Origin of the sequence: Pseudomonas sp. MWU349 (assembly GCF_017947325.1) — a bacterium.
Lineage (GTDB): Bacteria > Pseudomonadota > Gammaproteobacteria > Pseudomonadales > Pseudomonadaceae > Aquipseudomonas > Aquipseudomonas protegens.
In genome coordinates this window covers 768314-782804 of sequence record NZ_JAFEVP010000001.1, presented here as the reverse complement: position 1 = coordinate 782804, position 14491 = coordinate 768314, and the positions used below count along the sequence as shown (strand labels likewise).

Here is a 14491-nt window from a genome sequence, read left to right as displayed (position 1 = left end):
CCGACATGAAACATGCACGCATTCGTTATCAGGGCCAGGTCCACCAGGCCCTGGTCACCGGCCCCAACACCCTGCAACTGGAAGACGGCCGGGTCCTGGCCGAAGACCAGGTGCAGTGGCTGCCGCCGGCCACCGGGACCATGTTCGCCCTGGGCCTGAACTATGCCGACCACGCGGCCGAGCTGGCCTTCACGCCACCCACCGAGCCGCTGGTGTTCATCAAGTCTCCCGGCACCTACACCGGCCACAAGCAGGTGACCTGGCGCCCGGACAACGTCGCCTACATGCACTACGAGTGCGAACTGGTGGCGGTGATCGGCAAGACCGCGCGCAACGTCAAGCGCGAGGACGCCCTGGACTACCTGGCCGGCTACACCCTGTGCAACGACTATGCGATCCGCGACTACCTGGAGAACTACTACCGGCCCAACCTGCGGGTGAAGAACCGCGATGCCACCACCCCGGTGGGCCCGTGGATCATCGACGCGGCCCAGGTACCCGAACCCAACAACCTGACCCTGCGCACCTGGGTCAACGGCGAGTTGCGCCAGCAAGGCAGCACCGCCGACATGATCTTCGACATCCCCTACCTGATCGAATACCTGTCCGGCTTCATGACCCTGCAACCGGGGGACATGATCGCCACCGGCACCCCCGAAGGCCTGTCCGACGTGGTGCCCGGCGATGAGGTGGTGGTGGAAATCGAAGGCATCGGCCGGCTGGTCAACCGCATCGTCAGCGAAAGCGAATTCTTCACCCATCACGCCCACCCGGAGCCCACTGCCGTGGCCAAGGAGCACGCATAAATGATCAAGCACTGGATCAACGGCCGCGAAGTCGAAAGCCGCGAAGTGTTCACCAACTACAACCCCGCCACCGGTGAAGCCATTGGCGAGGTGGCCAGCGGCGGCGCCGAGGAAATCGCCCAGGCGGTGGCGGCGGCCAAGGACGCCTTTCCAAAATGGGCCAATACCCCAGCCAAGGAACGCGCCCGGCTGATGCGCCGCCTGGGTGCGCTGATCGAAGAGAACGTACCGCACCTGGCGGAGCTGGAAACCCTGGACACCGGCCTGCCGATCCACCAGACCCGCAACGTGCTGATTCCCCGGGCCTCCCACAACTTCGATTTCTTCGCCGAGGTCTGCACCCGCATGGATGGCCACAGCTATCCGGTGGACGACCAGATGCTCAACTACACCCTGTACCAGCCGGTGGGCGTCTGCGCCTTGGTGTCGCCATGGAACGTGCCGTTCATGACCGCCACCTGGAAGACCGCGCCGTGCCTGGCCCTGGGCAATACCGCGGTGCTGAAGATGAGCGAACTGTCGCCGCTGACCGCCAATGAGCTGGGCCGGCTGGCGGTGGAAGCCGGGATTCCCGCCGGGGTGCTGAACATCGTCCAGGGCTATGGCGCCACCGCCGGTGATGCCCTGGTACGCCACCCGGACGTGCGGGCGATTTCCTTCACCGGCGGCACCGCCACCGGCAAGAAGATCATGCAGACCGCGGGCCTGAAGAAGTACTCCATGGAACTGGGCGGCAAATCGCCGGTGCTGATCTTCGAGGACGCCGACCTGGAACGGGCCCTGGACGCCGCGCTGTTCACCATCTTTTCCCTGAACGGCGAGCGCTGCACCGCCGGCAGCCGGATCTTCATCCAGGAAAGCGTCTACCCGCAGTTCGTCAAGGCGTTCGCCGCCCGGGCCAGGCGTTTGATCGTCGGTGACCCGCAGGACCCCAAGACCCAGGTCGGCTCGATGATCACCCAGGCCCACTACGACAAGGTCACCGGCTACATCCGCATCGGCCTGGAAGAAGGCGCGACCCTGCTGGCCGGCGGCCTGGAACGCCCGGCCAACCTGCCGGCGCACCTGGCCCGCGGGCAGTTCATCCAGCCCACAGTGTTCGCCGACGTGGACAACCAGATGCGCATCGCCCAGGAAGAGATCTTCGGCCCGGTGGTGTGCCTGATCCCGTTCAAGGACGAGGCCCAGGCCCTGCAACTGGCCAACGACACCGAGTACGGCCTGGCCTCCTACATCTGGACCCAGGACATCGGCAAGGCCCATCGCCTGGCCCGTGGCATCGAGGCCGGCATGGTGTTCATCAACAGCCAGAACGTGCGCGACCTGCGCCAACCCTTCGGCGGCATCAAGGGTTCGGGCACCGGTCGCGAAGGCGGCGAATACAGCTTCGAAGTCTTTGCCGAGATCAAGAACGTCTGCCTCTCCATGGGCAGCCACCACATACCGCGCTGGGGCGTGTAAGGTTCAGAGCCGTCCCGGATCACCCCAACAAGAAGATGTTTCAGGAGAAGCACCATGGGCGAAGTCGTCATGGCCGCCAAGGTCTGCCACGTACCATCGATGTACCTGTCCGAACTGCCGGGCAAACACCACGGCTGCCGTGAGGCGGCCATTGCCGGGCACAAGGAGATCGCCCGCCGGGCCCGGGAGCTGGGGGCCGACACCGCGGTGGTGTTCGATGTGCACTGGCTGGTCAACAGCGGGTACCACATCAACTGCGGCGAGGCGTTCAACGGCACCTATACCAGCAACGAGCTGCCGCACTTCATCAAGAACATGACCTACGACTACCAGGGTTGCCCGGAGCTGGGTGAGCTGATCGCCGCCGAGGCCAATGCCGCCGACGTGCGCACCCTGGCCCACAACATTCCCAGCCTGGAACTGGAGTACGGCACCCTGGTGCCCATGCGCTACATGCACATGGACGTGCCCGCTGCCGAGCACTTGAAGGTGGTGTCCATCGCCGCCTGGTGCGCCTGGCACAAGCTGGAAGACAGCTTCACCTTTGGTGCCGCGGTGCGCCGGGCCATCGAGAAGAGCGAGCGCAAGGTCCTGGTGCTGGCGTCGGGTTCCCTCTCCCACCGGTTCTCCAACGACCGCGAGGCCGAGGCCAACATCCACAACTGGACCCGGGAGTTCGACAAGCAGGTGGACCAGCGGGTGGTGGAGCTGTGGCAGCAGGGCCGCTTCCGCGAGTTCTGCGCCATGCTCCCGGACTACGCCACCAGCTGCCATGGCGAGGGCGGCATGCACGATACGTCCATGCTTCTGGGGCTGTTGGGCGGGCCTGAATACAACCGCCCCGCGGAGATCGTCACGCCGCTGTTCGGCAGCTCCGGCACCGGCCAGATCAACGCCATCTTCCCTGTCTAGGCCCAGCTGCCACCCTGACTCGCAAGCGGCCGGGTTCCCACCGGCCACTTGCCAAGGAGTTCTCCATGCCGCATTTCATCGCTGAATACACCGACAACATCGAACAGGCCGCCGACCTGCCGGGGCTGTTCGAAAAGGTCCATGACTACCTGGGCGCCACTGGCGTATTCCCCCTGGGCGGCATCCGCAGCCGCGGGGTGCGCCTGGACACCTGGCGCATGGCCGACGGCAAGCACGACTACGCCTTCGTCCACATGCGCCTGCAAGTCGGCGCCGGCCGCGACCTGGCCACACGGCGCAAGGTCGCCGAGGGCCTGTTCGAGATCATCAAGGCGCACTTCGCCGAGCTGCAGGGCCAGCGCCTCTTGGCCCTGTCGTTCGAAATGAGCGAGCTGGATGCCGAGCTGAACTTCAAGCACAACAACGTGCACGAGTTCCTGCGCGGACAAGCCTGAGGGTAGCCGCGGGTAGGAGCTGGCTCACCAGCGAAGAAACCCTCAAGCCTTGTGCCAGCCCCGTATCCGCCTTCGCCGGCAAGCCGGCTCCTAGCAGCCGGCCACCCACACAAGAACAAAAACGAGATCATTGCCATGCCCCACTCAACCCTTGCCACGGCGCCGGTCGCCGAGGTCGATGACTGCTATCGCAAGATCACCTGGCGGCTGATGCCGCTGTTGTTCGTCTGCTACATCTTTGCTCACCTGGACCGCATCAACATCGGTTTCGCCAAGCTGCAGATGACCCAGGACCTGGGCTTCAGCGACAGCGTCTATGGCCTGGGTGCCGGGCTGTTCTTCGTCGCCTACGCGCTGTTCGGAGTGCCCAGCAACCTGGCCCTGGACCGGGTCGGCCCACGGCGCTGGATCGCCTTCCTGATGGTGGTCTGGGGCCTGCTGTCCAGCGCCCTGATGCTGGTGGACAGCGCCTGGGGCTTCTATGTTTTGCGCTTTCTGCTGGGGGTCGCCGAGGCCGGCTTCTTCCCTGGCATCCTGGTGCTGCTCAACCGCTGGTTCCCGGCCAGCCGCCGCGGCCAGGTCACCGCCCTGTTCGCCATCGCCGTGCCCATGGCCGGAGTCATTGGCGGCCCCCTCTCCGGGTGGATCCTGGAAAGCTTCCACGACTTCGGCGGCCTGCGCGGCTGGCAGTGGATGTTCCTGATCGAAGGCCTGCCGGTGGTGCTGCTGGGCCTGGTGGTGCTCAAGGCCCTGCCGGAAAGCATCGAACAGGTGGGCTGGCTGACCCCGGCGCAGAAGACCTGGCTGCTGCAGGCCCTGCAACAGGAAGAACAGCACAAGTCCATCACCCGTTTCAGCGGCATCCTCAGGGACCGCCACGTCTGGTTGCTGGTGTGCATCTACTTCGCGGTGATGCTGGCGGTGAATACCATCGCCTTCTGGATGCCGACCCTGATCCACCACGCCGGCATCGCCCGGGACAGCAATGTCGGCCTGCTCAGTGCCCTGCCCTACCTGGCAGGCTGCCTGTTCATGCTGGGCGTCGGCCGCTCCTCGGACCGCCTGCGCGAACGCCGCTGGCACCTGGGGGTGCCGCTGCTGATGTCCAGCCTGGGGCTGATCCTCACCGGGCTGGCCCCGGACAACCCCTGGCTGGTGATGTTCGGCCTGCTGGTGGCGGGCATGGGCGCCAGCGCCGCCTTGCCAATGTTCTGGCAACTGCCGCCGGCCTTTCTCGCCAGCAGCACCCAGGCCGCGGGTATCGCCCTGATCAGTTCCTTCGGCAGCGTCGCCGCGTTCCTTGCCCCTTACCTGATCGGCGTGGTGCGCGACGCCACCCAAAGCGCCAGCCTGGCCCTCTACGCCCTGGCCCTGCTGATTGCCTGCGGCGCCTGGCTGGTGCTCCAGGTGCCGGCTCATATCGTCAACCCTCGGGAGAAATAACCATGCTCAGCCCCTCGGATATCCAGGCAGCCGCCGCGCGCCTCAACGCCGCCGAGCGCAGCCGTGAACAGATCGGCCAGCTGTCCCTGCAATACCCCGCTATCAGCATCGAAGATGCCTACGCCATCCAGCGCTGCTGGGTGGAACAGAAAATCCGCGACGGGCGCAAGCTGGTGGGCCACAAGATTGGCCTGACCTCACGGGCCATGCAGGTCTCCTCGAACATCACCGAGCCGGATTTCGGCGCCCTGCTGGACGACATGCTGTTCGATGAAGGCAGCGACATTCCCTTCCAGCGCTTCATCGTGCCCCGGGTCGAGGTGGAACTGGCGTTCATCCTCGGCAAGCCGCTCAAGGGGCCCCACTGCACCCTGTTCGATGTGCTGGAGGCCACCGACTGGGTGATCCCGGCGCTGGAGATCATCGATGCGCGCATCCAGCAGGTGGACCCGCAGACCCAGGCCACCCGCAAGGTCTTCGACACCATCTCGGACAATGCCGCCAACGCCGGGGTGGTGATGGGTGGCCGCGCCGTGCGTCCAGGGGATGTGGACTTGCGCAAGGTGCCGGCGGTGCTCTACCGCAATGGCGTGATCGAGGAATCCGGGGTGTCCGCCGCGGTGCTCAACCACCCGGCCAAGGGCGTGGCCTGGCTGGCCAACAAGCTGGCGGCCTATGACGTCGGCCTGGAGGCCGGGCAGATCATCCTCGGGGGTTCTTTCACCCGGCCGGTGGCGGCGCGGCCCGGGGATGTCTTCCACGTGGACTACGACCAGTTGGGCAGCATCGCCTGCCGTTTCGTCTGAGGAGAAGCAGATGCACATGCCGCAGAACCTGTTCAAGCAACGCCTGCAACACAGCGAGCCACAGATCGGGCTGTGGCTTGGCCTGGCGGATGCCTACTGCGCCGAACTGGCGGCCAATGCCGGTTTCGACTGGCTGCTGCTGGACGGCGAACACGCCCCCAACGACCTGCGCAGCTTGCTGGCGCAGTTGCAGGCCATTGCCCCCTATGGGGCCCAGGGCATCGTCCGCCCGCCGATTGGCGACACCGCGCTGATCAAGCAACTGCTGGATATTGGCGCCCAGACCTTGCTGATCCCCATGGTGGAAAGCGCCGAGCAGGCTCGCCAGCTGGTGCGCGCCATGCGCTACCCGCCACTGGGAGTGCGCGGGGTGGGCAGCGCCCTGGCCCGGGCTTCTCGCTGGAACAGCATCGCCGACTACCTGAACCAGGCAGACGCGCAAATGTGCCTGCTGGTGCAGATCGAGAACCTCGAAGGCCTGCGCAACCTGGATGAGATTCTCGCGGTGGACGGGGTCGACGGGGTGTTTATCGGCCCGGCGGACCTGTCGGCGGCCATGGGCCAGCGGGGCAACCCCGGGCACCCGGACGTGGTGGCCGCGATTGAAGACGCCTTCGTGCGGATTCGTCGGGCGGGCAAGGCCGCAGGGATTCTCAGTGCCGATCAGCGACTGGCGCGGCGTTGCATCGAGTTGGGGGCAAATTTTGTCGCGGTGGGCGTGGACACCACGGTCCTGATGAAGGGCCTGCAGAGCCTGGCCGGCCAGTACAAGACCCTGGACGCCCCCACCAGCGAGGGTGGGGTTTACTGACGGGCAATTGCCGTAGGAGCCGGCTGGCCGGCGAAGGCGTTCTTGCGCGCGGCAAGGCTTGAGGACCTCTTCGCTGGCAAGCCAGCTCCTACGGGGTGCCTAGTGGTTGCGGGCCAGGCGCCAGAGACGGGCGATGTCGGCGGCGCGCTCGCGCAGCAGGCGCGGGGCTTCGCGGCAGGCCTGTTCCAGGCTCATGGGCCCGGAGACCAGGGCGAACGCCGCGTCCACGCCGTGGGCGTACATCTGCTGGTAGCCCTCGCCCAGGGTGCCGGCAATGACGATCACCGGAACCCCCTGCTCACGGGCGATGCGCGCCACGCCGAACGGGGTCTTGCCGCGCAAGGTCTGGGCGTCGAAGCGACCTTCACCGGTGATCACCAGATCAGCACCCTGCACCGCCTGTTCCAGGCCCACCAGTTCCGCCACCACTTGCACCCCGGGACGAAATTGCGCGCCGAGAAACGCCTTGGCGGCAAACCCCAGGCCACCGGCCGCGCCGCTGCCGGGCTCATCACGCACATCCTTGGGCAGTACCTGGGCGCACAAGTCGGCGAAGTGTCCCAGGGCCTGATCCAGTTGCTGCACCTGCTGCGCCGAGGCGCCTTTCTGCGGGCCGAAGATGGCTGAAGCGCCGTGCTCGCCGCACAGGGGGTTGTTGACGTCGGCGGCGATGTCGAAGCGCACCTGGGCCAGGCGCGGGTCCATGGCATCCAGCTCGATGTGGGCGAGGTCGGTCAGGGCCAGGCCGCCGCGAGGCAGTATCCGGCCCTGGCGGTCCAGCAGCTTGACCCCCAGCGCCTGCAGGGCCCCCGCGCCGCCGTCGTTGGTGGCGCTGCCGCCGATGGCCAGGATGATGCGCCGGGCACCGGCCTCCAGAGCGGCCTGGATCAGCTCCCCGGTGCCGAAGGTGCTGCTGTTGCACGCATCGCGCTGCTCCAGCGCCAGCAGTTGCAGGCCACTGGCCTCGGCCATTTCGATGATTGCCGTGTGGCTCTGGGGCAGCCAGCCCCAGCGCGCCTCCACGATCGCCCCCAGCGGCCCCTGGACCCGGTTGCTGCGCAGTTGCCCGTCACAGGCGGCGAGAATCGATTCCACCGTCCCTTCGCCACCGTCGGCCATGGGGCATTGGTGCACCTGGGCGTCGGGCCACACATCCGCCAGCCCTAGAGCGATGGCCTGGGCCACGCCTTCGGCACTCAGGCTGTCCTTGAACGAGTCGGGGGCGATGATGATCTTCATGGGTTTTCTCCGGTTCTTGTGCCGCCATGCTGCCACTTGCCGGAGGCGCTGACGCCGGTCCGCTGCACAAGAGTGAGGGTTCTTTATTGTTCATTGCTACAACCGCCCAACCTCGCCCAGCGTTAAAGCCGCTGCCGCAGGCTGCGAACGGGCGCGCAGCCCTCGCGAGGACCTTGAAGGCGCGATACAGGTTTGGCTGGAGACTGCCAGGCAAGGCCCTGCGGGCCTTTTCGCAGCCTCGCCAAGGCTCGGCAGCGGCTACCACCCCTGTTGGATCGGGATAGGCGATGGTGGAGATCGGTGCGATAAATCAGGCCGGCTCGCTGCGGTGGGGCAGCAGCTGTACGCCAAGATAAAGAGCCAGCATGCCGTCCAGGCGCAAGGGGTCGACGCCGCTGAGCTCGGCTATCCGTTCCATGCGGTAGCGCAGGCTGTTGCGGTGGATGCCCAGGGCATCGGCGCAGGCCTGGCTCTGGCCGTCGTGGTCGCACCAGCTGCGCAGGGTCGCCAGCAACTGGCCGTTGCTGTCCTTGGCCAGGACCTTGCGCAAAGGCGTCAGCAGTTCGTCCAGGGCGTCATCGTTGCGGTGGCGCCAGAGCATCACCGGCAGGCGGTAGCGGTTGAGGGTGAGCAATCGCGCATCCGGCAGGATATCCCGGCCGTAGGCCAGCAGGTCGCCGACCCGGCGGTAGCAGCGGCGCAATCCGGCCAGGCCCTCGGCCTGCCCGCCCACCGCCACCCGCAGGATGTTCCAGCCCTGGCCGTCGAGCTTTTCCAGCAGCCGCGGGTTGTCCAGGTTGAGGCTCGCCGGGCGGCACCAGAGCAGGGAACTCTTCGACGAGCTGACGCACCAGCTGTCCGGATAACGGCTCAGCAACCAGCTGCTGAGGCTATCCACGCCCTGCCCCGAGGCCGGTTCCTGGGCCAGTTCGAACAGATAGGGCGTGCGCGCCAGCTGTGGCTTGAGGCCCATCTGCTGGGCTTCATCCACCAGCCGCGGTGAGTCGCCGCCGTCGCTCAACAGCAGGGCCAGCAGGTCGTCGCAGCGCTGGCGCCGCCATTGCTGCTCGGCCTGCTGGTGGCGCTGGCCCACCAGCATCTCGGCGGTCATGCGCACCAGTTCGGCATAGGTGCGCAACTGCGCCGGGTCGCCGGTAATGCCCAGCACCCCGATCAGCCGCTGGTCATGCAACAGCGGCAGGTTGATGCCCGGCTGCACGCCCTTGAGCTGGCGCGCGGTGGGTTCGTCGATCTCCACCACCCGGCCGTTGGCCAGCACCAGTTGCGCGCCTTCGTGCCGGGTGTTGATACGCTCCGGTTCGCCGCTGCCAAGGATCAGCCCCTGGCTGTCCATGACGTTGACGTTGTAGGGCAGGATCGCCATCGTGCGGTCGACGATATCCTGCGCCAGGTCATGATCCAGTTCGAACATGGGGGGATGATCCTTGACGGCTACAGCTGCGGGGACGGTCCGCGGGGTACGCGGCGTTGTTCAGTGGCACAGGGCTCGGGGCCAATCGCTGTGCGCCGGCACAAAGACAGGCCCGCGCCGGTGACCGAGACTCTCAGGGCGGTCAACGTTACCCTTGCACCGCGAAAAATCATAATAAAGAGAGACACACCATGTCACAGAGCGCCGCTGCCGCACTGGCCCAGGCTGACGACAAGAACGCCGTCTACAAGCGCATCACCCTGCGCCTGATCCCCTTCATCTTCGTCTGCTACCTGTTCAACTACCTCGACCGGGTCAACGTTGGCTTCGCCAAGTTGCAGATGCTCGATGCCCTGAAATTCAGCGAAACGGTCTACGGCCTGGGTGCCGGGATCTTCTTCATCGGCTACGTGCTGTGCGGCGTGCCGAGCAACCTGGCACTGAACCGGTTCGGCCCGCGGCGCTGGATCGCGCTGATGATGATCACCTGGGGCACCTTGTCCACCTGCCTGCTGTTCGTCACCACGCCGACCCAGTTCTATACCCTGCGCCTGTTCACCGGGGCCGCCGAAGCCGGCTTCTTCCCCGGCGTGGTGCTGTACCTCTCGCAGTGGTTCCCGACCTTCCGCCGTGGCCGGATCATGGCCCTGTTCATGTCGGCGATCCCGGTGTCCGGCCTGCTGGGCAGCCCGTTTTCCGGCTGGATCCTCAACCACTTCGCCGCCGGCCAGGGCGGCCTTGCCGGCTGGCAGTGGATGTTCCTGCTGCAGGGCATTCCTACCGTGATCCTCGGCGCCCTGGCGTTCTTCCTGCTCAGCGACAGCTTCGCCCATGCCAAGTGGCTGACCCCGACTGAACGCGCGGTGCTGGAAGCCGACCAGGCCAGCGACCTCGCCAACCAGCCCAAGACCGCCAGCGACTCCCTGGCCGCGGTGTTCAAGAACCCGGCGATCTGGGCCTTCGGCCTGATCTACTTCTGCATCCAGAGCGGGGTCTACGCCATCAACTTCTGGCTGCCGTCGATCATCAAGAACCTGGGGTTTGCCGACAACCTGGTGATCGGCTGGCTGAGCGCCATTCCTTACCTGCTGGCAGCAGTGTTCATGCTGCTGGTGGGGCGTTCGGCGGACCTGCGCAAGGAGCGCCGCTGGCACCTTGTAGTGCCGATGCTGATGGGCGCCGTGGGGCTGCTGATCGCGGTTAACTTCGCCGCCAACCCGGCCATCGCCATTCTCGGCCTGACCCTCGCCACCATGGGTGCCCTCACCGGCCTGCCGATGTTCTGGCCGGTGCCCACCGCCCTGCTCAGCGCTGGTGCGGCCGCCGGTGGCCTGGCGCTGATCAACTCCATGGGCCAGATGGCCGGGTTCCTCAGCCCCTATATCGTCGGCTGGGTCAAGGACAGCACCGGTTCCACCGACGCCGCGCTGTACCTGCTGGCTGGGGTGATTGTTGCCGGCAGCCTGCTGGCGCTGCGCATGACCCGCACCCTGAACCGCTAAGCCCCGGCCCTACACAGCCCCGGCCACGACAAAAGCCCGTTCGAGCCTCTGCTCCAACGGGCTTTTTCATGGCTGGGCTCAGGCCGGTGCCCCACCCTGTCGGGCGTAGTCGTGGCTGATGCTCAACGCCCCCGTTGCCGGAGCATCCAACTCCAGCACCAGGCCACCGGGCAAGCGGACGAAGATCTGCCAGATGCCATCTTCCGGCACCTGCGCCACTTGATGTTCCAGGCCACTGGCTTGCACCCGCCGCAACACGGCTTCGGCTGCCTCCTGGGTACTGAAGGCGATGTGGCTCAGTTGCGGCTCAGGGCAATGAGCCTGTTCGATGACGTGCACCTGCGCCGCCTCGCCCTGGTACAACCAGCGCCCGGGAAAGGGAAACGGCGGCCGCCGGCCCGCTTGCAGACCCAGCAGATCGGCGAAGGCCTGCTGCAACACGTCACCCTCGGCGCAGTTGAACGCCAGGTGATCGAAGCGCCAGTTCATAACAGGCCTCCACCATCGACATCGATCAGGCTCCCGCTGATAAAGCCGTTCTCCATGGCCAGGATAAAGGCCGCCGCCACCTCATCCGGCTGGCCGACGCGGCCCACCGGCAGGCTGGCACCAGTGCGGGCGAACATCGCTTCGCGGGCGTGCTCGGGCATCCCGGCATAGGCTTCGGTGGCGGTGACCCCGGGGCTGATGACATTCACCCGACGTGGCGCCAGCTCCTTGGCCAGGTGCTTGCCCAGGGCTTCGAGGGCGGCGTTGAGGGTGGTCTTGAGCACTTGCCCGGGGACCATTTTGCGCGACAGCAGGCCCGAGGTCAGGCTGATGCTGCCTTGCGGCGCGAGCGTCGGCAACGCCGCCTGCACCGCGCGCCACACGCCCCAGAACTTCACCTCGAAGGCGCGCTGGGCGTCCGACAGGTCGGTATCGGCCAGGGGCTTGGCGGCGATGGCCGGACCGGCGCTGATCACCAGGTGATCGAAGGCCCCTACCCTGGTGAACAAGGCCTGGAGACTGGCGGCATCGGTAATGTCCACGGCGATGCTGCGGGCCGATTCCGGCAGTTGTGCCTGCTGGCGCTGCAAAGCCTGGAGGCTGCGCCCCGCCAGTACCACCCGAGCGCCACGGGCCGCGGCCTGGCGCGCTACCGCAGCACCGATGCCACTGCCTGCGCCAATCACCACCAAGGTTTGCTGGGCCAGGCTTGAGTTGGAAAGAGTCATTGCGATCACCTGCTGCGATTGAAAGTGATTGCATCTTCCCAGCTTGCCAATCGAGGAAAAATCCCGCTAAAACGCAAAGATCTTTAAAGGATTTTTATCAATGAGCTCGATACTGGACCTGGAAATCTTCGTACGCACCGCCGATGCCGGGAGCATTTCCGCCGCGGCCCGCTCCCTGGGCCTGACCGCCGCAGCCGCCAGCATCGCCCTCAAGCGCCTGGAAACCCGCCTGGGCAGCCGTTTGCTGGCGCGTTCCACCCGCAGCATGCGGCTCACCGAGGAAGGCCGGCGCTACCTGGAAAGCGTGCGCCTGGCCCTGGCCACCCTGGAGGACGGCGAGCTGGCGCTCAAGCAGCAGAGCCAGGGCCTGGCCGGGGTGTTGCAGTTGTCGGCGCCCTCGGACTTCGGGCGCAATGCCCTACTGCCCTGGCTCGATGAATTCAAGGCCGAGCACCCGCAACTGCGCCTGCAACTGCGGCTCGATGATCGCCACGCCGACCTGTTCCGCGACGCTGTGGATGTGGCCCTGCGCTTTGGCGTGCCCGAAGATTCCAGCCTGGTGGCCTTGCCGATTCTCCCCGGGCACCGGCGCATCGCCTGCGCCAGCCCGGCCTACCTGGCCCGTTGCGGGGTGCCGCAAAACCCCGAGGCACTGGCCGGGCACAGCGCCCTGCTGTACCTGCGCAACGGCCAGCCCTATGACCGCTGGCGTTTCAGCCGCGGCAGCGAAACCCGCGAAGTCCTGGTGCGGGGCGATTATCTGTGCGACGACGGTGAAGTGGCCCGGCGCTGGGCCCTGGCTGGCCACGGCATTGTCTACAAGGCCCGGCTGGATGTGGCCGAGGACATCCGCGCCGGGCGCCTGGTGCCGCTGCTCGACGACTGGCAAGGGGAACCGGCCCCCTTCAACTTGCTGTGCCCCCATCGCCTGCAGGTTTCCGAGCGGGTGCGCCTGCTGCACAGCTTTGTGTTGCAGCGCTGCCGGGCGCTGTGTCCCTGACCCGGTGCGGCCCCGGGGCGGCTGGCCGCTGCGCGGTTCGCCGGCAAGCCGGCTCCTGCGGAACCTCCTTGTAGGAGCGGGCTTGCCAGCGATGGCGATCTCACGGGCACCTGTGCCGGCAAGGGAGCGCCATTCAGGCATTGCAGAGGCCCGGCGTTGTGGTATTTGATGGTCGCCCCCATGGCCGGAAACGCACTGGCCAGCCCTCTAGCACAAGGATTCCACCCATGAGCTATCGTACCCTCGGCCATTCCGGTCTCAAGGTTTCCACCCTGACCCTGGGCACCATGATGTTCGGCGAGCAGACCAGCACCGAAGATTCGCTGCGCATCATCGACAAGGCCTGGGACCAGGGGATCAATTTCATCGACACCGCCGATGTCTACACCCAGGGCCGCTCCGAGGAGATCGTCGGCGAGGCCATCGCCCGCCATCGCCATGAGTGGGTGCTGGCGTCCAAGGTGGGGTTCGGCCCGGCAGACGGCGTGCCCAACCGCAGCGGCCTGAGCCGCAAGCACATCTTCAACGGCATCGAGGCCAGCCTGACCCGCCTGGGCACCGATTACCTGGACATCTACTACCTGCACCGCGAAGACCACGACACCCCGCTGGAGGTGAGCATCTCGGCCATCGGCGACCTGTTGCGCCAGGGCAAGATCCGCTACTGGGGCCTGTCCAACTACCGGGGTTGGCGGATCGCCGAGGCCATTCGCCTCGCCGACCAGTTGGGGGTGGACCGCCCGGTGATCAGCCAGCCGCTGTACAACATCGTCAACCGCCAGGCCGAGGCCGAGCAGATCACCGCGGCCCGCGCCTATGGCCTGGGCGTGGTGCCCTACAGCCCCCTGGCCCGGGGTGTGCTCAGCGGCAAGTATGCGCCGGACGTCGCCCCGGACGCCGCCAGCCGCGCCGGGCGCCAGGACAAGCGCATCCTGGAGACCGAATGGCGGGTCGAATCCCTGCGCATCGCCCAGCAGATCCAGGAATACGCCCAGGGGCGCGGGGCCGGGATCGTCGAGTTCGCCATTGCCTGGGTGCTGAACAACCAGGCGGTGAGTTCGGCCATCGTCGGGCCGCGTACCGAGGCCCAGTGGGATGCCTACACCCGGGCCCTGGAGGTGAAGATCAGCCCTGAGGACGAAGCCTTCATCGACGCTCTGGTGACCCCGGGGCACGCCTCGACACCCGGTTTCAATGATGTCGGCCATTTTGTCTCCGGACGTTTTGCGCACCTGGGCTAAACACGGGCCCTGGCCGCGCAAACCCAGCGGCCATCGCAGCCCGGCCTTTCTCTGGAAGGCCGGGCTGCGCCACAAACGAGAAATTTTCCCGCCGGGGTGTCGCAAACAGAGCAAAAATCCCGGGGCAAACCCTCTATATTCCCCCTCGCTCCACTCTCCCCTTCTT

The 14491-nt window shown here is 66.4% G+C and carries 14 protein-coding genes; 10 read left to right on the top strand and 4 right to left on the bottom strand.

Annotated features, from left to right (window positions below):
* Positions 1-5: 5 nt before the first annotated feature.
* From KCG88_RS03465 to hpaI, 7 genes are all read left to right on the top strand, one after another.
* Positions 6-806, top strand: a complete 801-nt coding sequence (locus KCG88_RS03465; protein ID WP_047287124.1) for a fumarylacetoacetate hydrolase family protein — start codon at positions 6-8, stop codon at positions 804-806.
* A complete protein-coding gene (hpaE, locus tag KCG88_RS03460) occupies positions 807-2267 on the top strand; it encodes a 5-carboxymethyl-2-hydroxymuconate semialdehyde dehydrogenase (RefSeq protein ID WP_210711755.1) in 1461 nt (486 codons plus the stop codon).
* Between the two features lie 54 nt (positions 2268-2321).
* Positions 2322-3179 (top strand): 3,4-dihydroxyphenylacetate 2,3-dioxygenase, encoded by an 858-nt coding sequence (hpaD, locus tag KCG88_RS03455; protein WP_210711754.1) that lies wholly within the window; start codon positions 2322-2324, stop codon positions 3177-3179.
* A 65-nt stretch (positions 3180-3244) separates the two neighbouring features.
* Positions 3245-3634, top strand: coding sequence for a 5-carboxymethyl-2-hydroxymuconate Delta-isomerase (locus KCG88_RS03450; RefSeq protein WP_047287131.1), 390 nt, complete (start codon positions 3245-3247; stop codon positions 3632-3634).
* Positions 3635-3769: 135 nt separating this feature from the next.
* Positions 3770-5077 (top strand): MFS transporter, encoded by a 1308-nt coding sequence (locus tag KCG88_RS03445; RefSeq protein WP_210711753.1) that lies wholly within the window; start codon positions 3770-3772, stop codon positions 5075-5077.
* 2 nt (positions 5078-5079) lie between these two features.
* Positions 5080-5883: a 2-oxo-hept-4-ene-1,7-dioate hydratase gene (hpaH, locus tag KCG88_RS03440; protein ID WP_047287135.1), complete on the top strand. Its 804-nt coding sequence runs from the start codon at positions 5080-5082 to the stop codon at positions 5881-5883.
* 10 nt (positions 5884-5893) lie between these two features.
* Entirely contained in the window at positions 5894-6694 is an 801-nt protein-coding gene (gene hpaI / locus KCG88_RS03435; protein WP_210711752.1) for a 4-hydroxy-2-oxoheptanedioate aldolase, read from the top strand.
* 99 nt (positions 6695-6793) lie between these two features.
* On the opposite strand, the gene KCG88_RS03430 is transcribed toward hpaI, so the two are convergent.
* Positions 6794-7933: a glycerate kinase gene (locus KCG88_RS03430; RefSeq protein WP_210711751.1), complete on the bottom strand. Its 1140-nt coding sequence runs from the start codon at positions 7931-7933 to the stop codon at positions 6794-6796.
* Positions 7934-8243: 310 nt separating this feature from the next.
* Positions 8244-9365 (bottom strand): sugar diacid recognition domain-containing protein, encoded by a 1122-nt coding sequence (locus tag KCG88_RS03425; RefSeq protein WP_210711750.1) that lies wholly within the window; start codon positions 9363-9365, stop codon positions 8244-8246.
* A 191-nt stretch (positions 9366-9556) separates the two neighbouring features.
* Here KCG88_RS03425 and KCG88_RS03420 point away from each other — a divergent pair, with 191 nt between their 5' ends.
* Positions 9557-10867 (top strand): MFS transporter, encoded by a 1311-nt coding sequence (locus tag KCG88_RS03420; protein WP_047337021.1) that lies wholly within the window; start codon positions 9557-9559, stop codon positions 10865-10867.
* 78 nt (positions 10868-10945) lie between these two features.
* Here the strand turns inward: KCG88_RS03420 and KCG88_RS03415 are convergent, their stop codons facing one another.
* The gene (locus KCG88_RS03415) at positions 10946-11356 is read right to left on the bottom strand and encodes a hypothetical protein (protein WP_047337022.1); all 411 of its coding nucleotides are present in this window, start codon (positions 11354-11356) and stop codon (positions 10946-10948) included.
* Positions 11353-12084, bottom strand: coding sequence for an SDR family oxidoreductase (locus KCG88_RS03410; RefSeq protein WP_210711749.1), 732 nt, complete (start codon positions 12082-12084; stop codon positions 11353-11355). The genes KCG88_RS03415 and KCG88_RS03410 overlap by 4 nt, the downstream gene beginning before the upstream one ends.
* A 100-nt stretch (positions 12085-12184) precedes the next feature.
* Between KCG88_RS03410 and KCG88_RS03405 the strand changes: the two genes are divergently transcribed.
* Positions 12185-13084 carry a LysR family transcriptional regulator gene (locus KCG88_RS03405; protein ID WP_210711748.1) on the top strand — a complete coding sequence of 300 codons (900 nt, stop codon included), beginning with the start codon at positions 12185-12187 and terminating at the stop codon, positions 13082-13084.
* Positions 13085-13311: 227 nt separating this feature from the next.
* The gene (locus KCG88_RS03400; RefSeq protein WP_047287150.1) at positions 13312-14325 is read left to right on the top strand and encodes an aldo/keto reductase; all 1014 of its coding nucleotides are present in this window, start codon (positions 13312-13314) and stop codon (positions 14323-14325) included.
* Positions 14326-14491 lie beyond the last annotated feature (166 nt).